The organism is Candidatus Mycosynbacter amalyticus (genome assembly GCF_025273655.1).
GTDB lineage: Bacteria > Patescibacteriota > Saccharimonadia > Saccharimonadales > Saccharimonadaceae > Mycosynbacter > Mycosynbacter amalyticus.
This window is the reverse complement of the sequence record NZ_CP045921.1, coordinates 36,332-57,648: the sequence shown is the minus strand read 5'-3', so window position 1 is coordinate 57,648 and position 21,317 is coordinate 36,332. Positions and strand designations below refer to the sequence as shown.

Sequence of the window (21,317 nt, the reverse complement as noted above, 5' to 3'; positions counted from 1 at the left end):
CCAGATGTACTAAAGACATGAAACAGCCATGGCAAATCATTCGTAGCGACAAATGACTCTATGTCCCTATTGTCTCAACTGATACTATAGGGTTTATTGTTGGGCTCATCGCCAGATTCTTCACAGCAAATACGTATGTTACACTAGTGACACATGCTGATTTTGGGAATCGAGAGTAGTTGTGACGAAACTGCCGCTGCCGTGGTACAAGACGGTACGCGACTCTGCAGTAATGTCGTGAATTCTCAGATAGATATCCACTCACAGTACGGAGGTGTCGTGCCAGAAGTAGCCGCCCGTAGTCATCTAGAGGTTGTTATGCCCGTCGTCAACAAAGCGTTGAGCGACGCAGACGTAACTTGGGATAATATCGACGCGATCGCCGTTACCTATGCCCCCGGACTATCTGGCTCGCTCCTCATCGGCACACTCGCCGCCAAAACACTGGCATATCTGCACAACAAGCCGCTCTACCCTATCCATCACGTGGAGGCGCATGTATATGCCAACTTCATCACTCAGCAAGCAGATTCGCTCAACCTCACGCTCCCAACCAAGCAGCCTACTTTCCCTATGTTGGCGCTTATCGTCAGTGGCGGTCACTCTCAACTCGTGCTGTTTCGCGATCATGGCGACTACACACTACTCGGCCAGACGCAGGACGATGCTATAGGCGAAGCGTTCGACAAAGTTGCCAAAATGCTGGGACTCCCCTACCCGGGTGGGCCGTCTATCTCCCGTGCTGCCGAGCAAGGTGACGCACACAAATATGATTTCCCGAAAGCCAAACTGGCTGGTATGTATGATTTCAGCTTTTCTGGCCTCAAAACAGCCGTCCTACGCCGTCTACAGCGCGAAGTGGGTGTAGACTTCACTTTTCCCTCTCACGAGCTCCCAGTGCGCGTAGATGAGCAAATGCGGCATGATTTTGCCGCTAGCTTCCAGCATATCGCTATCGAAACCCTCGTGGACAAAGCACGCCGAGCCTACGATGAATACCAGCCCGCCTCTGTCGTAATCGCCGGTGGTGTGGCTGCCAACCAAGAACTGCGCCGTCAACTCTCGGCCGCCTTGCCTCTCGATATTGAATACGCTCCTATCCAGCTCTGTACCGACAACGCCGCCATGATCGCCACCCTAGGCTATTACCAATCCAAGCGCGTCGAGCCCACATCACCGTTTGCCCTCGAAATCCGTCCAAGCTTGTCGATGGTACAGGAGAATGTTGTATGAGTCACAACGTTCCATCTATCCACTTTCTGCAATCTGCCGCATGGCAGGCGTTTCAGGAAGCGCAGGGGCGCACCGTATTTCACCGTAGTGGTGACAACTGGGAATACCGCGCTATTCTGGAGCCCGCTCGCTTCGGCTTGAGTCGCTTGTACTGCCCTTACGGTCCTACTGCTACCAACCACCGAGCACTCCGCACGGCACTGGCGTCACTGAGAGCCCTCGCCCGCAGCCAAAAAGCCGCCTATGTCCGTATCCAGCCGCTTGGCACCGTCTTCACCCCTACCGATATGAAACATCTGGGCGCCAACCGTACCGCGTATTCGCAGCCTGCCCACACCTGGCACATCGACACTACGCGGCCTACAGACGAGATCGTGGCCGATATGAAGCAAAACAACCGCAATCTCTATCGAACCTACAAGAAAAAAGGTATGACCTATGAGCGCAGCACTGATCCTGCCGACATCACGCGCCTCACTACCTTGCTCCATGGAGTGGCCGCGCACAATCAAATTACTGTGCATCCAGATAGTTACTTCGAACAACAGGCTACTACCCTACTCCCTCTCGGTGCCGCCTCGCTCCACTTCATGACATACGAAGGAGAGACAATCGCCGCAGCCCTAGTATATGAAGATGAACACACCCACTACTACGCCCATGCTGCAGCTAGCCACGAGCATCGCAAACTAGGTGCCTCTACAGCCCTGCTCGCTGCTATCATCGTCGATACACATGAACATGGCAAATCTATTTGCGACCTCTACGGTGTGACCGACAGTGAAGACCCCGAGCACAAATGGGCCGGCTTCACCAAATTCAAGCGCTCGTTCGGTGGCGAGCTCTATGACCTATCTGAGACATACGAATACCCAGTACGTCCACTCACCCACCGGGCTTACCGCGCTGCGCGCTATATCAAACGCACTATCTCGTAGTGTGCTATACTGAATACAGAAACAAACATGTGGCAAACCTGGGTAGGCATATTCACGATATTTGACACGTGAGCTATTGGGTGTTGCCGCATTTCATGTGAAACCACGGGACCTTCATGCAGCTAGCCAAAACATACGAACCGGATCAGTACGAACCAAATATTTACGCCATGTGGGAGACCTCTGGCGCTTTTTCACCTCGAGGCACAGGCGAACCCTATAGTATCGTCATGCCCCCGCCAAATGCCAACGGCAACCTGCATGTCGGTCACGCGCTCATGGTAGAGGTAGAAGATATCCTGATCCGCTATCACCGTATGAAAGGCTATGATACGGTGTATCTGCCTGGAGCAGACCATGCCGGCTTCGAGACATGGGTAGTCTACGAACGCATCCTGCGCGAGAAAGGGCAGAGTCGCTTCGATTTCAGTAGGGAACAGCTCTATAGTCAGGTCTGGAACTTCGTCGATGAGCAGCGCGGCAACATGGAGCTACAACTCCGCGCTCTTGGCGCCAGTGCCGACTGGAGCAATCTCACGTTTACTCTCGACAAAAAGGTCATCGACACCGTCTACAAAACATTCAAGAAGATGTGGGATGAAGGCCTAATCTACAGAGGTGAGCGTATCGTCAACTACAGCACCAAATACCAGACCAGCTACGCCGATATCGAGGTCGACCACAAGACAGAAAAGGGTACGCTCTGGAAGATCGCCTACCCGCTGATCGACAAGGTAGGGGAGCTAGTCGTGGCGACAACCCGCCCGGAGACATTGCTCGGCGATACCGCCGTAGCAGTACATCCAGACGACGAACGCTACAAACATCTCATCGGCAGCAAGGTACAGCTACCGCTGACAGATCGTGAAATACCCGTCATCGCCGACGACTACGTAGATCCTGCATATGGCACTGGCGTGGTGAAAATCACTCCAGCCCACGACCCCAACGACTTCGAGATGGGTAATCGCCACGATCTCGAGCGCATTCAGGTCATCGGTTTTGACGGCAAGATGACAGCCGCCGCCGGCAACTATGCCGGGCTTGAGGTAGACGAAGCCCGTAAACGCGTACTCGCAGCCCTAGAAGCCCAAGAGCTCCGTCGTGGCGAAGAGACAATCGAACACTCCGTAGGCTACGACTACAAAAGTGGCCTACCCATCCAGCCGCTCATCAAAGAGCAGTGGTTCGTCAACGTCAAGCCACTCGTAGAGAAGGCTGTGACTACCATCGAGGCAGGGGAGATTACATTTTATCCAGAGACACGCAAATCCGCCGTGCTGCAATACTACAAGAATCTCAAGGACTGGAACATCTCGCGCCAAATCCCCTGGGGTATCCCTATTCCGGCTTTTGTAAACATCAATGATCCCGAGGACTGGATCTTTGACGAGCGGGTCGAAGAAAAAGAAATCGTAGTAAATGGCACAACATATACCAGAGAAGAAGATACCTTCGACACATGGTTTAGCTCCGGTCAGTGGCCGTTCATCACTACCGATTACCTAGACGGTGGGGAACTTGCTAAATACTACCCTACCTCTGTACTCGAAACAGGCCACGATATCCTCTACCAGTGGGTCGCTCGTATGATCATGCTCGGTCTCTATGCTACCGACAAGGTACCGTTTCGCGATGTATACCTCCACGGCCTCGTGCTCGACGAACATGGGCAAAAAATGAGCAAAAGCAAAGGCAACGTCGTCAACCCCATGGAAACACTTGCCAAATACGGCTCCGACGCACTCCGCCTAGGGCTCATCTCTAGTCGCGGGGCAGGGCAGAACCAAGCGTTTTCTACTAGCAAAGTACTGGCGGGACGCAATTTCTGCAATAAACTCTGGAATATCTCTCGCTTCATACTCGATCGTCTAGGCGAAGACTACACACCTGGTGCACCGGCGCCGAAGAGCTTAGCCGACCACTGGATCGTCGCCGAACTACTCCAGGCTAGTACCGAGATAGATCAGCAAATTGCCGGCTACCGCTTCGCCGACGCAGGCGAAACCGTCTACCACACCATCTGGGATAGCGTAGCCGACTGGTATGTCGAAGCTAGCAAAGCCGACACCAACCCAGACCTCTTGGCATGGGTACTCGAGACATCGCTGCGTATCGCACATCCATTTGCACCATTTGTGACCGAGACCGTCTGGCAGACGCTCCCGTGGACCGACAGCGTCCTCATACTCGAACATTGGCCAGAGGCGATCGACCACGACGAGATTGCTGCAGGTGAATTCACTCGAGTACAAGCACTGGTGTCTGAAGCCCGCTATGTGATGAGTGAGCTCCCCGGCAACAAGCGTTATCCACTCCTATTCCAGCAAGACACACTCGTAGAAGAAAACGCCGCCTTGATCAAACAGCTATCGCGTGTGAGCGATGTAGCCCATGTCGACCAAGCCAGGGGACTGCGCCTGGCAAGTTCTGGTCGCGAGGCCTGGCTGGATATCGATGCCGACACCCTGTACGAGCACCAGACAAACCTGGAAGTGCGCCTAGCCGAGACACGCCAGAAAGCTGCCGCGCTCGAAGCCCGCCTCGCCAACGAAAACTACGTCGCCAAAGCACCGGCACATTTGGTAGAAGAAACTAAACACGAAATCGAAGCGACCGCCATACTCATCGTACGGCTCCAGGAAGAACTCGACGTACTACGCTAGTACGAGCGTGTGATCGATATCCGAGCCGCCGGGTAAACGATAGTAGTCGGATTGACTATGGTGCTTAGCCTTGTCTTGGCGTGGGTCACGAGCTGTCGCAGCACGGGCGTGATTGCTATATGACACCTTCTCGCTATGCGTATGAGCATTAGAACTCACCGACACCTTGCCGCCATCACTACTGTTACCACTATCGCCAGCATGTGCCTGAGAGATGGCGTGTACCATGGCTTTGTCGATATGCATGTCATGCACGCAAACTCCCAGTAGTGTGCTGAGTGCGAGAAGTCCAAGAATAGGTTGTGTGATGTACTGCATTATTTGTGTTTGTTATATTGTGTATATACATATTAGCATAAGTATGATTAAAAGTCAATATCATGATGAAGTATGTGTGTTCATCAACAAATATTGCGCGGCATCGTGCACCCCGATATACATAATTGTCACCAAAATGGCTCCCCTCAAGTGGCCGTAGCCCTAGAGCGGGTAGATCTCATAACCCACTTGTCCACCGCCGCAACCTCTACAGGAGTTCACTGGCGCACGAATCAAAGTCAACTACTGAACACAGGGTAGTGAATGTGTCTAGATATGGTGGTATTTGCCACCTTTTTGTATTTCCTGAGCCCTGTAGAGTTGCTCGATGAGCAGTAGCCGCACAAGCTGATGCGGAAACACCAGGCGCGACAGCGACCACACCAGATCGGCACGTTGCTGCAGCTCGCGTGTAACACCGTAAGCACCTCCGATGACAAGCGTAACGCTACCCCGACCAAACTGAGTATCAAGCATAGCACCTAGCTCCGGCGACGATAAGTTTTTGCCAATTTCGTCTAGCAACACCACGTACTCAGCTTTGCCAAGCTTTTGCACGATACGCTCCGACTCTTCTTGACGCGCCTGTGTGCCCTCCAGACTACTATGCGGCAACAAGACCCATTTCACGTCATAAGGCTTCTGGAGGCGCTTCTGATAGCGATCCAGGCCCTCAGTGATCCAGGGTTCGTGTTTTTTGCCGATTGTGATGATGTTGATACTCATAATGCGTTTCGTCCTACCAGGACTCGTCAGGATAACTAGGCAGTTATCGACGCATAGGGCACGAGGGAAGGGCGCTACCCCCTCCTGCTAGTGGGCAAAGTAGATGCCCTCACTCCACTGCAGAGCGATCGTACTCTGTACGAACGCCCAGAATGTTGGGGTATCGTCGCCTTCCCGCATGCCAGTGGTGACTACTTCAAAGCTATCCGTGGTGGCATAATCGTCGACCGAAAGATCGACCGTGACAGAAATCGCACGGATGTCCTCCGTCTCAGTGTCGAGATCTTGCGCCAACACACAGACCGTCTCCGCACCGGTCAACCCTACCCAGACGAGATACCAACCTTCACACAGCTCGTCGTTGCGACTATACACCGTGACGGGAATTGGATCCGGTGAATCACCCACACCTTGTGCGTGAGCAAGTCTTGCAGCAATAAACCCCAAGACCGCACGGCGACAACTAGTATTTGCAGCTTCAAACTGCATATCACTGCGCTGTGCATCAACACTTATTTTGTGTCCCATCTTACACCTCTCGTGCCTCACATGGGGACTCTCCCGCATGTAGTACTATTGTGACATAATCTTAGGCAATTATATACTTGACGTTACCAATCACCCCTGATACAATAGAGGTATGGAAGCATTCAACCTCATTCAATTCTACAACTCATTTGCCACAGAAGAACAGTGTCAAAAGTTCTTGTTTGAGCAGCGCTGGTCAAACGGCGTTACATGCCCAAAATGTGGCGAAATAGGCGTCAAAGTATACAAACTAAAAACAGGCCGTCTAAAATGCGCAAGCTGCCGTAGTCCGTTTACGGTGCGTATAGGCAGTATCTTTGAAGATAGCCCCGTGCCACTACAAAAATGGTTCTTGGCTATCTACCTATGTACAAGCCTCAAAAAAGGTATATCGTCGCTTCAGCTTAGTCGGTATATTGGCGTTACCCAAAAGACCGCGTGGTTTATGCTCCAGCGTATACGACATGTATTTGAAACAGGCAGCTTTGAAAAGCTCACTGGCGAGGTTGAAATGGATGAGGCGTATATAGGCGGCTCTGATAAGAACAAACACCATAGTAAGAAGCTCAAGACCCTCACCGGCAAGGGCGCACAAGGTCACGGCAGCAAGAATAGTAAAGCGCCCGTTGTTGGTATGGTTGAACGCGGCGGCAGACTACGCGCGATTGCTACAAAAGATACTGGCAGCAATACGCTCATGAACTTGGCACGCAAAAACATCGACATTGACGCGACGATCTACACAGACGAACACATGCCATATCGCACGTTGCCTAAACTTGGTTTCAAGCACGAAAGCGTCAATCACGGCGTCAAAGAGTTTGTAAACGGTATGGCTAGTACGAACACCGCAGAGAGTTTTTGGTCGCACTTAAAGCGCGGTATCAATGGCATTTACCACCATGTCAGCGCCAAGCATTTGCAGCTTTATTGTGACGAGTATAGTTTCCGCTGGAACACACGTGAACTGACTGACGGCGAGCGTTTTGAGGCTTGGTTTGATAACATCTACGGCAAGCGCCTCATGTATAAAAACCTCACTCGCAAGCGTTCTTAAAAATTAGTTACCGATACCCAAGCTATAAAACTCTTTTCTATCTGTTTTTTCTCTTTCTTTTTCCTCTCTTTTTATATATAAATATAAAGAAGAAAGTGATTGACGATTAGTATGACTGTAGCCAAATACCATAGACCCTTAAACTCCGAACAATTAGCAGTATTAAATTGGCTCTATAAATCTCGATTCAGTACCAGTAAACAAATAGCTAAGCATCTAGGTAAACCGAGCCATAAAGCTATACAAAACAAGCTGCAAATACTGGAAGAACAAGGCTATATTAGCAAGCGTTACCAGCCATCATACAAGCTTGCAGGACGTGCCGCAGAATACTTTTTGACACCCAAAGGAGCTAGGACATTACCACCCGATAGTACGAACGAGTGGGCTATAAAAGCCCTCTACAAAAACAAAACCGTGTCGCCGGACTTTATCGCACATTGTCTGAACGTGGCTGATATAGCGTTGCAGTTACAAGCCCTATATGGCGACAAGCTCCGTCTATTTACCAAAAGCTCCATGGTAGCCTATAGCTACTTTCCAACCTGGAAGCCTGATCTCTTCCTGAGCTTCAAGCCCAAAACAAGGCAAGAAGCGCCTCGTCGCTACTTTCTTGATATCTGGGATGACACGACGCCCTTCTTTGTGAGTGTGCGGAAAGCCCGTAATTATATCACTTACGCTGAAGAGGGAGAGTGGCCAACCGATGAGTATGCTTTACCAACTGTTCTCGCCGTGTGTCAGGACGCCAAGACGCAGAAGAAACTCATGGGACAGATCAAAAGAGCGCTCGACGAAAAATATATTACTGACGAGGTAACATTTGCGACAGTGACGAGGGAGCAGCTCGATAAAACCACTGGCACAGCTAAACTATGGCAGAAGATAGATGATGACGATGAAGATTCTGGGCGTATGAGCCTGTGACTATTTACCTAACTCCGTAAACGGCTTGCCGTTTGGGGAGTTGGCTATTTTTCTGAAAGAAAAATAGCATTGCTTCCTACAGTACAAAACTAATCTCGATTGTATGCTCGCCAAGTGTGCGTGCTTCAATCTGCCCGCCATGTGCTTCAACGATTTGCTGGGCAATCGCCAGTCCTAGACCAAAACCTTCGCCACCTTGATGTTCGTCGCTTTGGTAGAACCGATCAAACAGGTGCGTGAGTTTGCTTGCATCAAACTCGTCGGCGGTATTGCGGACAGTCACGCGGGCTTTTTTGCCTGCCGTTTCGCTGCTAATCTCAACGGTCGTGCGTTCATTGGCATACTTCACTGCATTATCGACAAGGTTGCGCAGAACAATACCAATAAGTTCGGTGTCACCTCCTATTTCATCGGTTTCAAGTGCTGTTTTGAACGAAATGTGCCGCGCCTGTGCTGCGTGGTCGTAGTACTTTATGGCGCTTAGTACCGCATCACTGAGTGACACGGCTTGTTTCTTGATCGTCATCGTGTCATTGAGTCGCGCCAGTAGCAAAAGACTGGTGACGAGCGTGGTCATTTGTTTCACTTCTTCGCGGGTATTGTAGATTGTGGTTTTGTATTCGTCGGCACTGCGCGGCTTCTTGGCCGCCCAATCAAGATCAGCCAGCATCACCGCCAGCGGTGTGCGGAGTTCGTGCGAGGCATTGGCAACAAAACGTTGCTGCGATTTCTGACTCTCGACAAGAGGTTTTAGCGTGCGACGCGAGATGTAGTATGCGGCAAGTGGGATAACTACCAAGGCGACCGTGTTGACCGTGATGAGTATGTCACGGAGCTTGTCGAGCGTAATATCTGCCGCCACTGCCGCATCACTATCGGACAACTCGACCGGGTGTTTTGTGGTGCTATGCTGCTGCTCAAGCGCATTGTTGATGCGATTGACATAGCCCTCGCCAAGTGAATTATTTACCCAAAGATAGATACCACCACTGAATAACCATACAAAGGCAAAAAAGATCAACGAGTATTGGATGGTCAATCGGAGAGTGGTTTGCTTGAGTCCGTTCATGCGTCTAACCTGTAGCCCAGATTGCGGACGGTTGTGATAAGTTCCTTGCTACTATCAACATCACGCAGGCGTTTACGGAGATATCGTACATAGGTTTCTACCACGTTCGACAAGCCATCATAATTCATATCCCAGACATGCTCTAAGAGATCGTTCTTTGAAAGCAATTCGCCCGCATGATACATGAAGTAGCTTAGCAGCGTATATTCTTTGGCGGTTAGCGGCAACAGAGTGCCTTTGTATGTCACGCTCTTTGTCGCTGGATTTAACACCAGCTCGCCGATAATCAGGATAGTCGGGCGACCGTTACCACTACGTCGGAGGAGCGCCCGCACCCGTGCCGACAATTCACCGTCTGAAAATGGCTTAACGAGATAATCGTCAGCACCGCTATCCAGCCCTTTGATGCGATCATCAACACCATCGAGTGCGGTCAGCATGAGAATTGGAATGTCCGTATTGGAACGTCGTATTTCTTGGCAAACCTCTATGCCGTCTTTGATTGGCAACATTATATCTAAAATGATGAGATCGTAATTGTTGATATCAAACTTGTCGATTGCTTCTTGACCGTCTGAGGCGATATCTACCGCATAGCCATCTTCGATGAGCGAGCGCTTGAGCAGCCCTGCCAGACGTTTCTGATCTTCAACCAATAATAATTGCATACTCCTATTGTACTCAATGAAAGATGAGAGGTGCGTGATAAGTTCCTATTTTAATCTCACGTTTGTTTCATACAGGGCTTTTTATACTAATATCTATACATCATATCCAGGGAAGTAATCCGTCTTAATATGGCCACGGGGTACGCCAAGACCTAGCAAAGCGCCTTGCACGCTGACAACCATTTGATGACTGCCTGAAATGTAGAATATGCGGCTGCGATAATCGGGTACGGTCGCTTGGATTGCGGCTGCGTCCACATATCCGACACGTGTATTTGGTGCTGGATTTTGGCTCTGATCAGGCTTCGCCAGCACATAGGTCGTTGCAATATTCAGTTGTTGTCTTGCTTGCTCAAAGACATCACCGTAGGCAATGTCCTGTAAGTTATTGGCGGCGTACAGCACCTTTACATCGCGTTGTTCATTTTTATCGATCAGGTATTTCACCATGCTACGGAATGGTGTGACCCCAATACCACCGGCGATAAAAACTAGCTTCTGTTTTTTGCTAAGCGGTAGGACAAAATCACCGGCAACTTGGGCGGCCACGATTTGCGTCTTGTCAGTCATATCGAGCATTGCTTTCTTGTAGCTGCTACTTGGTTCGTAGAACTTAATGCCGAGCCGTAGTGTTGCTTCCGTTGGTGATGATGCCAGTGTGAAGTAACGGCGATTACCACGGCTATCGATGCCAGTATGCGGCAACGTCCACTCCATGTATTGCCCCGGCCGATATGAGAGTTTCTTGTCAGAATTAAAGACAAAATCGACACTATTGGCTGCAATCCTAAGTTTTTGCGTCAGTACTGGGAAAACTCGAACGCGTGGATTCACGATATAGGCGAATACGTTGCCGATGACTAAGGCAATTTCTGGTGATGTATAGAAGCTAAAAATATGTACTTGCGGTGGTACGAGGAGGCCGACTAATATGCCGAACCACGTTTGTTTGTCTTTCGTACCTGGCGAAGTTAGTGGCTCGGTTAGCATCACGAACGCTAAGAAGAACACTGGCGAAGTCAGGGCTGCTTGTTTGAGTGCTGTTAGCGCATCACCGTGGCTCAGTATGGTAAAGACTGCTGTTGCAATAAATGTTGATAGCAGAAAACCAATTACCATTGCTTCGCGCCTGATCTTGCGTACTACCAAGAAGCCGCCGACTAAAACGAATGGTAGCATGGTAGCCGTGCCGACCCACCAACTTGCATCTTGCCGTGGCCCGATCGCGGTGAGGACGACAGCAATTGCCGCTGGATTGAAGATATGCACATCACGTATGGTCAGGACGTACTTCGATGCCATAGCAAGGCCAGAGGCAGCGAGTAAGAACAAGAGGTCATACTGGCCAAGTTTTGGCGTAATGAGCAGCGCCAAAATGAGTGCCGTAATGATCGATGACTCGTGGTTCATCGGTACATGAAACACATATGCAAAGACACGGTTGATGCCCCAACAGGCGGCTAGTAGAATCGCGGTGGATACCAATAGAGCAACCGGACTGAATCCGAGATTTCCAAATAGACTGACGACAAATGCGATGCCCAGCAGTCCACCTAGGTAGTAAATAAGCAGACGATACATGGTCGTCTTATTGAGAAAATCATCAATGCTTTTAAGCATGTACGTACTCCTTGAAGCCGCTCGTATAGGTGGCCATGCCATTGTTATCTACGAGGTAACCCTCAAGCCCGTCGCGCTGCTCGATGAACGCTATGCCGTTCATGCCCATTGCAAATGCAGCCGTGGCAAAGCGATCGGCTTCGTAGACATTTGCCGCAACAACCGTGAGGCTCTGCACGCCGTGTGGGGCTTCTTCTGGCTGGTGTGGATTATAGATATGCTGTCCACGAATGTACGTGCCTGATGTTGCAACACCACAGTTATGCATATGCAGTGTCTTGATAATCTCATCTGTATTAAACGGATTGCGAATGCCGACAGTCCATGGCTCATGCTCACTATTCACGCCTTGGGCTTGAATATCGCCCCCGGCTTCAATGTAAAAGTTGCGGAGGCCACGCTTTTCTAACTGCTTGGCTGCTTCCCAAATAGACCAGCCCTTGACGAGGCCAGACGGGTCAAGTTTGCCGTCATGTTTGATATCAAAATAGCCGTCAGTTTCTTGCTTTGTTTCCTCACAGAGCTGCATGATTTCCTGCATTTCAGGACTCCAATCGCTGCGCGGCATACCGTTATTGATCTGAGTAATTTCACTGTCGTCTTTGTAGGTACTGTAGCGACGATCTACCTTATTGAAAAAAGCAAAGGTGTCAGCAAGTAGCTGTGTATCTTCCGAGTCCGTAATCTCAACAGTAATTGGCATGCCCATGATGATTTTTGTTTGTTTCATGAGGCCTTACGATGCCTGAGACAGTGCATTGCTGAGTGACTGTATGAATGCCTGACTGGTGTACGTTGCACCACTTATGATATTGACGTTTGCACTCTGCGCTTTAATAGCCTCTTGCTGGAGGTATGGCATAGCCTGTTGGTTAATGTAGACCGATGTTGAGTGTGTGTGAGGGTAATCTAAGAACGCGACACTGGTAAGCTTGCCACCTGAAATCGTAGCTTTTACTTGTACGTTGCCGTAGTAAGCATCTTCGGTGCTACCTGTGTATGAGCCGTCCTTGTACGCTCCTGTACTCGTGCTGGACTGGCTTGAACCTTGGCTGCTACTTGACGATGAAGATGATGGCGAGTTGCCGCTTGAGGTAGTATCATCGCCACCACTACCGCTACTTGTACTCTCCTCACTAGGAGGCGTGCTGGTGGTATTCGACTTGTTATTATTCGAGGTATCCGCTGTTAATGATGAGGGTGCGCTAATCTTTGGTTGTTCGTGACGGACGAATAGGCTATAACCAACAAGTGTTACAAGTACAGCCAGTCCAATAGATGCTTTCTTCATACCTACAACTATACGAATTAAGCCTGTAGGTTTGCTTACTGGCCGCTTATGGTGCAGTCGGCAATGTTACGGTGACGGTTGTGCCGTGATTTTCCCGACTCTCGATTTCCGCCTGACCGCCATGCGCCCTGATGATTTCCTGGGCTAGTGGCAAGCCAAGCCCGTAGCCCGATACGTGCTTTGTTCTACTGGTATTTTGCGAGCGATAGAAATGCTCAAAGATATGTGGAATATCATCGGCCGGTATGCCAACGCCTTTATCTTTAATGGTAAGTACGGCATGTGCCATATCAGCCTTGAGTGAGACAGTAACTGTGGTATTTTCGTGACTGTATTTAATGGCATTATCGATAAAGATGATGACGAGCTGCTCTAGAGTACGTTGATCGCCCATGACCTGAACCGGCTTAATCGTCGATTTGAGGGTGATGTGCTTCTCGTCTGCTTTATGGGTGAGTTGCTTAATGGCTTGGCGTGTTAGCTCATCGAAATCAAGCACGCCAAGTTTTGGTGCCGAGCCGTTATGGTAGCGAGCGATATCCAGTAGGTTTGTTGTCAGTTGTTCGAGCCGCCCAATATCTTGCAAGTTACCCTCCAATGTACGCCTTGCTTTAGCGGTTAAGCCTTTCTCCATGAGCGCAACTTCAGTATCGGCGCGTATCGCAGCTAGTGGTGTGCGAAGTTCATGGCTGGCCTCGGCGGTAAAACGAATTTGTGCCGTATGCGCCTGTTCAATTGGCCGCAGTGTTCGTCGAGCTAAAAAGTAACCGAAAACGGATGAACCAGCAATAACAGTGATATTGAACCAGACTAATTCACCGAGCAGATGCTTGCTGTGTTCTTGTATCGCAGCATACGGTGGCGGCACATTATCGTTGTCATGATCATCGGTTGATATGAGGCTGCTGTATTGCCGGTTAAGTGCCTCATCGAGTTCTTCAGTTGAAAGATGATACACGACAACACTGTACGCAAGGCAAAGCGTGGCCGCTAATAGCACATACCAAAGGGTAAGTTTGACCGTTGCCGATTTAAACATTTAGGCGATTACTCCTAGCTGATAACCAAACCCTCGAACCGTATGTATAAGTGGTGGCCTGTCGGGGAAATTAGCGTCTATCTTTTTGCGAAGATAGCCCATGTATACCTCGACAGTATTAGGCACGATCAGCGCATCTTCGTCCCAGACATGAGTGATAATCTTGTCTTTGCTTATCACTTGACCCTGATTGTAAAGCATATACTCCAGCAATTTTATTTCCTTGTTCGAGAGCGACAGCTGCTTACCGCTGCGTGTAGCTTGAAATGTCACAGGGTCATATTGCAGGTCATCGATTTTCAGTGTCGTGCCAAGTGTGTAGCGAGGTCGACGAAACAGTGTTTGTACGCGAGCAATCAGTTCTTTCATGGCAAACGGCTTCTGCAGATAGTCATCAGCACCGGCTTGCAAGCCGACTACCCGATCATCAACTTCACCTAGTGCAGTCAACATAATGATCGGCGTATCGACACCTTGGTTACGTAATTCCTGGGCTATGCCAATACCGTCGTTATTCCCAGGCAACATGCGATCAAGAATGACCATATCATAGTCTGGATGGGCTGCAGCAGTAAGACCACTATCTGCATCATGCACAATATCGACTGCATAGTGATGCAGTTCAAGGGCGCGTTTTATAGCTTCAGCAATACGGGCTTCATCTTCAACGACAAGTAGGCGCATAGTACTATTGTATACTAACTGGCTTGCAGTTTGCTTACAATCAGCTAGACATTTGCGCCAATAAAGTAAGTAATTACCATAGCTGTCGTACCACCAAAAAATACCCGTAGAGCAGCTATGATCTTATGACCACCGCAAATGACAGCTCCCACTGCACCCGAAATGGTCAAAATAGACAGAATGGCAAGGCGGTCAAAAAGACGCCGAAACAAACGACTAACAAAACTATAGTTATAGTGCTGTATACAGATACGGCTTGGCCTGCGAGACCAAGCCGTATTATTTTGCTCTCACGTTCGTATCACATTTGGAGGTTCATACTAGAGAGTGTATACATTCGTATACTCCTAGAAAGGAGGGTCAAATAAACATGCGAGTATGGCTTGGCAAGGAGCGGCAAGCCATATTTTTTATGTCACATTCTCACGTTCATCCCATCTAGCATCAGGCATACTAACCACATGAACAGTCTGCTATCAAGAAAACGGAGTATTTGCTGTGCTGCATAATTTACTCGACCCGGTGTACTGGCTGACATTTGGCTATGTTGGGCTTGCCGTGATTGTGTTTGCCGAATCGGGGTTACTAGCTGGTTTTTTCTTGCCGGGTGATACACTACTGATTACTGCTGGCATACTTGCGTCGCAAGGACATCTCAATATCTTTCTGACGCTAGTGATCGTTGTTGTCGCGGCAATCGTTGGTGATAGCGTCGGCTATTTTATCGGCTCAAAAGTTGGACCGAAACTGTTTACGCGACCGGACTCACGCTTTTTCTCGCAAAAGAACCTGCACGAAGCCCATGCGTTCTTTGAAAAGTACGGTGCGCAGTCGATTATCTTTGCGCGGTTTGTGCCGATCGTGCGTACGTTCATACCGACAATCGCTGGTGTGAGCAAACTGTCATACAAAAAGTTCCTGACCTATAACGTGCTTGGCGGTACGCTGTGGGGCTTGGTGGTGACACTGCTTGGCTATACGCTTGGCCGTATCATTCCGAATATGGATCACTATATTTTGCCAGTTGTGATTGTCGTTATGGTCGTGTCCTTTATTCCAGCCGTCGTCCATTTGCAAAAACGCAAACACGCAAAGACAACGGAGGTGACTAATGATTGATGGGCTGATCGTTTTTGTAGCGCAGTATCTCTTTTTTGTGCTGCCACTCCTCGCTGCGATCATCTTTTTTCGCTTGCCAAGCGGTGAGCGCAAAAAGTATTTCATATCACTAGCGATCGGTGGCATCTGCGCGTTTATCCTCGCCAAGCTTGCGGGGCTAGTAATTACCGACCCACGCCCATTTGTGAGTGAGCATCTTGTGCCGCTGTTTTCGCACGCACCGGACAACGGCTTTCCATCAGATCATACGACGTTTGGTACGACGCTGGCGTTCATCAGCTTTTTCTATGCTCGTAAGTGGGGGCTAGTGATGATTCCAGTAGCTATTCTGATCGGTGCTGCCCGCGTATTTGCTCATGTCCATCACTGGTCTGACATTCTTGGTGGTATTGCCGTCGGGCTGATTGCTGCAACGATAGCCGTATCTCTCACTATCATAGTAGCCAAAAATCTGTCTCGACGACACAATGGAGGAGAAGTTCATGTCTTATAGCGCAGGTACCTCATCATGTTATCATATTCACGCTGCTACAATGAAATGTATATGGCTGTAGAGCATCACCGTACCGCTCATCGCGTTGCCTGGCAAACTGTCACAAAAGTACCGCAGATCGCGGCGATCTTTTGGGTAGTCAAACTGCTCACAACTGCGCTTGGCGAGGCTGCCGCAGATTATTCAGTGGTGGTTATCAATCCGTATATTGCCGTGATTGGTGGCTTTTTGTTGCTACTGGTAGCGCTGACGCTTCAGTTCAGGGCGAAAGAGTATAGACCGGCGACCTATTGGTTTGCTGTCGCTATGGTAGCGGTGTTTGGCACGATGGCGGCTGACGTGCTACATATTCAGTTCGGTGTTCCGTACGTTGTTTCGACGATCTTTTTTGCGGTGAGTATGCTGGTGATGTTCGGGCTGTGGTACAAAGTTGAGGGAACACTATCAATCCATAGTATTCACACGCCACGACGTGAAGCGTTCTACTGGCTGACGATCATGGCAACCTTTGCGCTCGGTACGGCTGCCGGTGATATGACGGCGATGACGCTCAACCTTGGGTACTTCGATTCTATCCTCCTGTTTGGCGTACTGATCGCTATTCCGGCAGTTGCATACTGGCTATTTAATGCCAATGCTATCCTCACATTTTGGTGCGCCTATGTGCTAACACGGCCACTTGGCGCATCGGTGGCTGACTGGCTCGGCAAGCCGCATAGCATCGGCGGTATGGGCTACGGTGATAGTCTAGTGACATTGGTACTGACGACCCTGCTTGTCATCGCGGTCGGCTATTTGGCGGTGTCGCACGGAGATAGCCAGCGACGCATAGCAAGTAAATCGCACTAGCATTTCTCACGCTGGTCTCATATATAGATGGCTATACTCGGCAGTAGATGAAAGCTATTGCCATCGAAACCCACGATCTCAGCCTTGTATACGGGGCTAAGCCTGCCGTCAAAAGTCTCAACCTCACCGTAAAGACTGGCGAGATATTCGGCTTGCTCGGACATAATGGTGCGGGTAAAACAACCACCGTGAGTCTCCTCACGACATTACTGACACCGACCAGCGGCACGGCGTCGGTGCTTGGGCATGACATCGTAAAGCAATCACGCGCTGTCCAGCAGTCAATCGGCTACTTGCCCGAGAACGTCCAGTTTTACGACAATATGACGCTCTATGAAAATCTTGAGTATTTCGGCAAGTTATCGGGCTTGAAAAACCCGCGTAAACGCATCGCTGAGGTACTTGAACTGCTTGATTTCACCGGACACGATAACGAACGACTGGCAACATTCAGTAAGGGTATGCGCCAGCGCGTCGGTATCGCACAGGCGATCTTGCATAAGCCAAAGTTATTATTCCTCGACGAGCCGACATCCGGCCTCGACCCGCAAGGTGTCAAAAGCTTGCGTGATCTTATTTTGAAGCTCAATAAGGAGCTTGGCATCACCATTTTTATGAATACGCACTTACTATCAGAGGTGACGCAGACCTGTACGAGTATCGGTATTTTGAGATCGGGTGTGCTGATTTACCAGAACTCGCTGGCTGATACGCTCAAACGATTTGCAGGCAACGGGTCGCTTGAAGATATCTACCTACAAATCGACACGACGACGGAGCGGTAACGATGTTCGCGGCGACGATACGACACGAGATAAAAGCAGCCAGGCGGGAGCGGCTACCGCAACTTATCTTGATCGTATTTCTGTTCATGGTCGCAGCCGCTAGTTTTATCGGCTGGCTGACGCATGAAACGGTTACGAGTGTTTACAATGAAGCCTTGCGCCAAGGCGCGACGACCCAGCCAAATCCGTTTCTCCAAATCCCGCAGCTCGACCCGGTAAAAAATGTCGTTATCTATATGGCGCTGATCGGGGCGTTGTTCGCGGTACTGATCGGGGTACGTTCCAGTGTGCGTGACCGAAAATCACGCGTGCTTGACTTGGTATTTAGTCGGCCAGTAAGTAAACGGCAATATGTCGCGGCTCGCTTTATTGGCATGGCGATCTGGTTGGGGGTAATTACGGTTATTGCTGCGGTACTGACATGGCTTAGTCTATGGATTGTCCAAGGTCACGCTACCTCTCTCGGGAATACCGGACGACTTCTGGCATTTTTTGCCTTGAGCTGGCTGTTTCTGTTGCCGTTTATGGCACTTGGCATGATGAGCGGTATGCGTGCCAAGGGCGAGACGACGGCGCTGCTCGTGCCAATTCTGGTGTGGGCGCTTGTGACCTTTGTTGTGCCGCAGTTTGGCACTGCCGAAGAACCGATCTCGTTTCTCAACCCTGTACCGGCACAACCCGCCTCTGAGGGTGCTTTCTTTCAAATAAACCACCAAGTGCTTCAACCGTTTTCGTTTACCGATCACTACAAAGAATTGAGCGCGGCATCACTCCATTTTACCGACGATCACGACACTACAAGACAAATGCTTGAGTTTGCGTTGATCGTTGGCGTGACAGTCGTACCGTTGCTTGTCTGTGCGCCGCAACTGATGCGCAAGGGAGAACTCTATGAGTAGTATGGCATGGTGGGTTATCGGCAAAAAGGACTTGCGTGATATGCGCCGCAGCGGGCTATTTGTGGCGCTGCTGGCTGGGTTGTGCGCCCTGATCTTAGCCTCGATTGTCGTGTCGGCAGTTGCGTTTCATGCGCAGGTGGCAGATTACCAGCACTATCTTGACGCGCTCAAACAGGCCGGTAGCACCGCGACGCCCGCCAATGCGCCAGAGTTTTACCCGCTACAACAGTTGATCGGCGGCATCGAATACCTTGAGATTATCGGTGCGCTGCTGGCTATCGTGATCGGTTATGGGATTATCACCAAGGAAAAATCGAGGGGTACACTTTTGCTCCTCTTGAGCCGTCCGCTACGCAGTAAAGATATTGCGATCGGTAAGCTGACCGCATTGGCGATTACGTGGGCAGTCTTTAGTTGTTGTATCGGGTTTGGCATGGTGGCTATCTTGCTGTTGATTGGCGGTGCGCATATCTCAGGGATTGATTATGTTCGCATCATTGAAACTGCCGCACTCGCAGCTGTCTACTTGTTCTTTTGGAGCGCGGTAGGGCTGGGGTTGGCAGCATGGGCAAAGCAACCATCGACCGCCCTGATCGTCGGGTTGATGTTGTGGTTGGTCGTCGTGCTAGTTTTGCCGCAAATTGGCGACACGATGGATCCGGATAACCAAGTGCCAGGCGGTTTATTCAACAGTTTGCAAATCGCTCGACCGCAGCAGCACGACATCATGGCACATTTTAGCGGCTATGAGAACGGGCGCAACTATGTCGAAAGTGCCTCTGTCGAAAAGCATTTTGAGCGGTCAACGTTCGGGTTTACCGGCATCAAACCAATCTATAATCAGCAATCGCTCGGGTATGTCTTCGCGCACCTGTGGGGCAATATCGTGACGGTGTGTGCATGGGCGCTTGGCGGCACGCTCTGGGCGATCTGGCAATGTAATAAGAAACGACTACTTAGAAAGGAGTCAATATGAAAAAGAACACTATAGGCATCATTATCGGGGCGGTTATCGTCGTAGGCGGAGGCGCAGCGTACCTCTACTACACGAATAGTGGTAGTAATCCGTCGCAAACAAACACCACGAACACAACATCTCAGAATCAAACACCGACAGTTTTGCCGGTAAAAGATAATCCGATTAAAAACACCTCAACACAGGCCGGTTTGACCATTACTAATGCGCAGGTTGAAAACAATACCGACCCAGCGACAGGCGCGGCAGTTAATGATCGCATCCAGTTTACGATTCAAAATAGCAGCAGCCAGCCAGCGCAAAACCTTGAAGCCTACTACACCATGACCGACGCCAAGACGAAACAAAGTGAAAGCTACTACCAAAAACTTGATGGCGTGACAATCGAACCTGGCAAGAGTATGACCGTCTTCTTTGATAACGGCACGGGTACTGGTCACTACCCAGACAACAAGTACAGTATTTACCATACCTCACAAAACGCGGTAGACTTTTCAATCGAAGTCAGCGCGACCGGTCTGAAGCCAGCAACTGCTCAAGCACAAAAAGGTAGCGGCTCTGGCGATACGAAAGACTAGCACGCTATGCCAAAAAAGGCGGGAATTAAAATCACCATGAATCAACAATTCTACTCAAACGCAAGATAAAAAAGCGAAAAGCAACCAAAGTTCTTGGCGACTAAAACCAGCCACACTACTTTTTGCTATAATCAAGATATGGCAACAGATGATAAGCCAAACGAAGAAGAAATCAAAGCTCTCGAAGCTCAAATTAAACACGACCAAGAAAAGCCGGTAGCCGAGCACGAGCGACGTGTACGGATTGGCGGCACTTTTGATGATGCAGTGAAGACAATGGCCAAAACACCACCTATGACCAACGATGAAGTAGCAAAGTGGGTCAAAGACCAGCGTAAGGAGATTGAGGATTTAGAAAATCATTAGATAATTTCTTTTTAGAGAATCTCACCTCTGTATAATTTGGTAATGTCAAGTATATAATTGCCTAATCTTATGGTTTTGTAAACTATGAGAAGCGAAGCTGCGCGGCAATTTCTGACAATGCCACATGGTCTGGCTCGGCAGTCATATCTGGCATGTGACGATACTGTGATACATCCGTAAACGGAATTAGATGGATATGTGCATGCGGTACATCTACGCCAATGATTTGCTCGCCCACGTACGGTACATTAAGTGTAGTACGAAGATGTCTAGCAATCTTCTGCACGCTCGCCTGCAAAGCCTGATAGGCGGCAGTATCGAGATCCCAAACAAACTCTACTTGCTGCTTGGGCACCACCAGCGTATGCCCAGATGCGATAGGGTGGATATCGAGAAACGCATACGTATGCTCGTCTTCGTATATCTTGTAGCTCGGAATGTCTCCGTTGATAATTTTGGTGAAAATCGACTCGTTCATACACCCAGTG

The 21,317-nt window shown here is 49.7% G+C and carries 24 protein-coding genes; 13 read left to right on the top strand and 11 right to left on the bottom strand.

Annotated features, from left to right (window positions below):
• Positions 1-153 precede the first annotated feature (153 nt).
• The 3 genes from tsaD to GII36_RS00265 all read left to right on the top strand — a co-directional run bounded on the left by tsaD (position 154) and on the right by GII36_RS00265 (position 4,837).
• Complete coding sequence (gene tsaD, locus GII36_RS00275; RefSeq protein ID WP_260763539.1) at positions 154-1,233, top strand: tRNA (adenosine(37)-N6)-threonylcarbamoyltransferase complex transferase subunit TsaD; 1,080 nt, start codon at positions 154-156, stop codon at positions 1,231-1,233.
• Positions 1,230-2,171 carry a lipid II:glycine glycyltransferase FemX gene (locus GII36_RS00270; protein WP_260763538.1) on the top strand — a complete coding sequence of 314 codons (942 nt, stop codon included), beginning with the start codon at positions 1,230-1,232 and terminating at the stop codon, positions 2,169-2,171. Before tsaD ends, GII36_RS00270 begins: the two co-directional genes overlap by 4 nt.
• A gap of 116 nt (positions 2,172-2,287) precedes the next feature.
• Positions 2,288-4,837, top strand: coding sequence for a valine--tRNA ligase (locus tag GII36_RS00265; RefSeq protein WP_260763536.1), 2,550 nt, complete (start codon positions 2,288-2,290; stop codon positions 4,835-4,837).
• Here the strand turns inward: GII36_RS00265 and GII36_RS00260 are convergent.
• The 3 genes from GII36_RS00260 to GII36_RS00250 form a co-directional block, all read right to left on the bottom strand.
• The gene (locus tag GII36_RS00260; RefSeq protein WP_260763534.1) at positions 4,829-5,155 is read right to left on the bottom strand and encodes a hypothetical protein; all 327 of its coding nucleotides are present in this window, start codon (positions 5,153-5,155) and stop codon (positions 4,829-4,831) included. The two genes, GII36_RS00265 and GII36_RS00260, sit on opposite strands and share 9 nt — an antisense overlap.
• 270 nt (positions 5,156-5,425) lie before the next feature.
• Positions 5,426-5,881: a 23S rRNA (pseudouridine(1915)-N(3))-methyltransferase RlmH gene (locus tag GII36_RS00255; RefSeq protein WP_260763532.1), complete on the bottom strand. Its 456-nt coding sequence runs from the start codon at positions 5,879-5,881 to the stop codon at positions 5,426-5,428.
• A gap of 87 nt (positions 5,882-5,968) precedes the next feature.
• A complete protein-coding gene (locus GII36_RS00250; RefSeq protein ID WP_260763529.1) occupies positions 5,969-6,409 on the bottom strand; it encodes a hypothetical protein in 441 nt (146 codons plus the stop codon).
• Between the two features lie 112 nt (positions 6,410-6,521).
• Here GII36_RS00250 and GII36_RS00245 point away from each other — a divergent pair, with 112 nt between their 5' ends.
• Positions 6,522-7,466 (top strand): IS1595 family transposase, encoded by a 945-nt coding sequence (locus GII36_RS00245; RefSeq protein WP_260763526.1) that lies wholly within the window; start codon positions 6,522-6,524, stop codon positions 7,464-7,466.
• Positions 7,467-7,577: 111 nt separating this feature from the next.
• Positions 7,578-8,393 carry a replication-relaxation family protein gene (locus GII36_RS00240; protein WP_260763525.1) on the top strand — a complete coding sequence of 272 codons (816 nt, stop codon included), beginning with the start codon at positions 7,578-7,580 and terminating at the stop codon, positions 8,391-8,393.
• Positions 8,394-8,469: 76 nt separating this feature from the next.
• Here the strand turns inward: GII36_RS00240 and GII36_RS00235 are convergent, their stop codons facing one another.
• From GII36_RS00235 to GII36_RS00205, 7 genes are all read right to left on the bottom strand, one after another.
• Positions 8,470-9,462 (bottom strand): sensor histidine kinase, encoded by a 993-nt coding sequence (locus GII36_RS00235; protein ID WP_260763524.1) that lies wholly within the window; start codon positions 9,460-9,462, stop codon positions 8,470-8,472.
• The gene (locus GII36_RS00230) at positions 9,459-10,130 is read right to left on the bottom strand and encodes a response regulator transcription factor (RefSeq protein ID WP_260763523.1); all 672 of its coding nucleotides are present in this window, start codon (positions 10,128-10,130) and stop codon (positions 9,459-9,461) included. The genes GII36_RS00235 and GII36_RS00230 overlap by 4 nt, the downstream gene beginning before the upstream one ends.
• A 93-nt stretch (positions 10,131-10,223) precedes the next feature.
• Positions 10,224-11,750, bottom strand: coding sequence for an RnfABCDGE type electron transport complex subunit D (locus GII36_RS00225; RefSeq protein ID WP_260763522.1), 1,527 nt, complete (start codon positions 11,748-11,750; stop codon positions 10,224-10,226).
• Entirely contained in the window at positions 11,743-12,480 is a 738-nt protein-coding gene (locus tag GII36_RS00220; RefSeq protein ID WP_260763520.1) for an FAD:protein FMN transferase, read from the bottom strand. Before GII36_RS00220 ends, GII36_RS00225 begins: the two co-directional genes overlap by 8 nt.
• Positions 12,481-12,486: 6 nt before the next feature.
• Positions 12,487-13,041, bottom strand: a complete 555-nt coding sequence (locus GII36_RS00215; RefSeq protein WP_260763518.1) for an FMN-binding protein — start codon at positions 13,039-13,041, stop codon at positions 12,487-12,489.
• Between the two features lie 46 nt (positions 13,042-13,087).
• Positions 13,088-14,080, bottom strand: coding sequence for a sensor histidine kinase (locus GII36_RS00210; protein ID WP_260763515.1), 993 nt, complete (start codon positions 14,078-14,080; stop codon positions 13,088-13,090).
• On the bottom strand, positions 14,081-14,764 hold the full coding sequence (locus GII36_RS00205) for a response regulator transcription factor (protein ID WP_260763513.1): 684 nt from the start codon (positions 14,762-14,764) through the stop codon (positions 14,081-14,083).
• Between the two features lie 498 nt (positions 14,765-15,262).
• On the opposite strand from GII36_RS00205, the gene GII36_RS00200 reads away from it, so the two are divergent.
• The 8 genes from GII36_RS00200 (at position 15,263) to GII36_RS00165 (ending at position 20,829) form a co-directional block, all read left to right on the top strand.
• On the top strand, positions 15,263-15,883 hold the full coding sequence (locus tag GII36_RS00200; RefSeq protein ID WP_260763511.1) for a DedA family protein: 621 nt from the start codon (positions 15,263-15,265) through the stop codon (positions 15,881-15,883).
• Complete coding sequence (locus GII36_RS00195) at positions 15,876-16,376, top strand: phosphatase PAP2 family protein (RefSeq protein ID WP_260763509.1); 501 nt, start codon at positions 15,876-15,878, stop codon at positions 16,374-16,376. Before GII36_RS00200 ends, GII36_RS00195 begins: the two co-directional genes overlap by 8 nt.
• A gap of 51 nt (positions 16,377-16,427) precedes the next feature.
• Complete coding sequence (locus GII36_RS00190) at positions 16,428-17,225, top strand: COG4705 family protein (RefSeq protein ID WP_260763507.1); 798 nt, start codon at positions 16,428-16,430, stop codon at positions 17,223-17,225.
• 47 nt (positions 17,226-17,272) lie between these two features.
• A complete protein-coding gene (locus GII36_RS00185) occupies positions 17,273-18,010 on the top strand; it encodes an ABC transporter ATP-binding protein (RefSeq protein ID WP_260763505.1) in 738 nt (245 codons plus the stop codon).
• Between the two features lie 2 nt (positions 18,011-18,012).
• Positions 18,013-18,909 (top strand): ABC transporter permease, encoded by an 897-nt coding sequence (locus tag GII36_RS00180; protein WP_260763503.1) that lies wholly within the window; start codon positions 18,013-18,015, stop codon positions 18,907-18,909.
• A gap of 1 nt (position 18,910) precedes the next feature.
• Positions 18,911-19,885: an ABC transporter permease gene (locus GII36_RS00175; protein ID WP_260763501.1), complete on the top strand. Its 975-nt coding sequence runs from the start codon at positions 18,911-18,913 to the stop codon at positions 19,883-19,885.
• Positions 19,882-20,463 carry a hypothetical protein gene (locus GII36_RS00170; protein WP_260763499.1) on the top strand — a complete coding sequence of 194 codons (582 nt, stop codon included), beginning with the start codon at positions 19,882-19,884 and terminating at the stop codon, positions 20,461-20,463. The genes GII36_RS00175 and GII36_RS00170 overlap by 4 nt, the downstream gene beginning before the upstream one ends.
• A gap of 138 nt (positions 20,464-20,601) precedes the next feature.
• Positions 20,602-20,829, top strand: a complete 228-nt coding sequence (locus GII36_RS00165; protein ID WP_260763497.1) for a hypothetical protein — start codon at positions 20,602-20,604, stop codon at positions 20,827-20,829.
• Positions 20,830-20,911: 82 nt separating this feature from the next.
• Here the strand turns inward: GII36_RS00165 and GII36_RS00160 are convergent, their stop codons facing one another.
• Positions 20,912-21,307 (bottom strand): HIT family protein, encoded by a 396-nt coding sequence (locus GII36_RS00160; protein WP_260763494.1) that lies wholly within the window; start codon positions 21,305-21,307, stop codon positions 20,912-20,914.
• Positions 21,308-21,317 lie beyond the last annotated feature (10 nt).

Coding starts and splice junctions, on each gene's coding strand:
- tsaD (WP_260763539.1), top strand. CDS start 154: ATGCTGATTTTGGGAATCGAGAGTAGTTGTGACGAAACTGCCGCTGCC.
- GII36_RS00270 (WP_260763538.1), top strand. CDS start 1,230: ATGAGTCACAACGTTCCATCTATCCACTTTCTGCAATCTGCCGCATGG.
- GII36_RS00265 (WP_260763536.1), top strand. CDS start 2,288: ATGCAGCTAGCCAAAACATACGAACCGGATCAGTACGAACCAAATATT.
- GII36_RS00260 (WP_260763534.1), bottom strand. CDS start 5,155: ATGCAGTACATCACACAACCTATTCTTGGACTTCTCGCACTCAGCACA.
- GII36_RS00255 (WP_260763532.1), bottom strand. CDS start 5,881: ATGAGTATCAACATCATCACAATCGGCAAAAAACACGAACCCTGGATC.
- GII36_RS00250 (WP_260763529.1), bottom strand. CDS start 6,409: ATGGGACACAAAATAAGTGTTGATGCACAGCGCAGTGATATGCAGTTT.
- GII36_RS00245 (WP_260763526.1), top strand. CDS start 6,522: ATGGAAGCATTCAACCTCATTCAATTCTACAACTCATTTGCCACAGAA.
- GII36_RS00240 (WP_260763525.1), top strand. CDS start 7,578: ATGACTGTAGCCAAATACCATAGACCCTTAAACTCCGAACAATTAGCA.
- GII36_RS00235 (WP_260763524.1), bottom strand. CDS start 9,462: ATGAACGGACTCAAGCAAACCACTCTCCGATTGACCATCCAATACTCG.
- GII36_RS00230 (WP_260763523.1), bottom strand. CDS start 10,130: ATGCAATTATTATTGGTTGAAGATCAGAAACGTCTGGCAGGGCTGCTC.
- GII36_RS00225 (WP_260763522.1), bottom strand. CDS start 11,750: ATGCTTAAAAGCATTGATGATTTTCTCAATAAGACGACCATGTATCGT.
- GII36_RS00220 (WP_260763520.1), bottom strand. CDS start 12,480: ATGAAACAAACAAAAATCATCATGGGCATGCCAATTACTGTTGAGATT.
- GII36_RS00215 (WP_260763518.1), bottom strand. CDS start 13,041: ATGAAGAAAGCATCTATTGGACTGGCTGTACTTGTAACACTTGTTGGT.
- GII36_RS00210 (WP_260763515.1), bottom strand. CDS start 14,080: ATGTTTAAATCGGCAACGGTCAAACTTACCCTTTGGTATGTGCTATTA.
- GII36_RS00205 (WP_260763513.1), bottom strand. CDS start 14,764: ATGCGCCTACTTGTCGTTGAAGATGAAGCCCGTATTGCTGAAGCTATA.
- GII36_RS00195 (WP_260763509.1), top strand. CDS start 15,876: ATGATTGATGGGCTGATCGTTTTTGTAGCGCAGTATCTCTTTTTTGTG.
- GII36_RS00190 (WP_260763507.1), top strand. CDS start 16,428: ATGGCTGTAGAGCATCACCGTACCGCTCATCGCGTTGCCTGGCAAACT.
- GII36_RS00185 (WP_260763505.1), top strand. CDS start 17,273: ATGAAAGCTATTGCCATCGAAACCCACGATCTCAGCCTTGTATACGGG.
- GII36_RS00180 (WP_260763503.1), top strand. CDS start 18,013: ATGTTCGCGGCGACGATACGACACGAGATAAAAGCAGCCAGGCGGGAG.
- GII36_RS00175 (WP_260763501.1), top strand. CDS start 18,911: ATGGCATGGTGGGTTATCGGCAAAAAGGACTTGCGTGATATGCGCCGC.
- GII36_RS00170 (WP_260763499.1), top strand. CDS start 19,882: ATGAAAAAGAACACTATAGGCATCATTATCGGGGCGGTTATCGTCGTA.
- GII36_RS00165 (WP_260763497.1), top strand. CDS start 20,602: ATGGCAACAGATGATAAGCCAAACGAAGAAGAAATCAAAGCTCTCGAA.
- GII36_RS00160 (WP_260763494.1), bottom strand. CDS start 21,307: ATGAACGAGTCGATTTTCACCAAAATTATCAACGGAGACATTCCGAGC.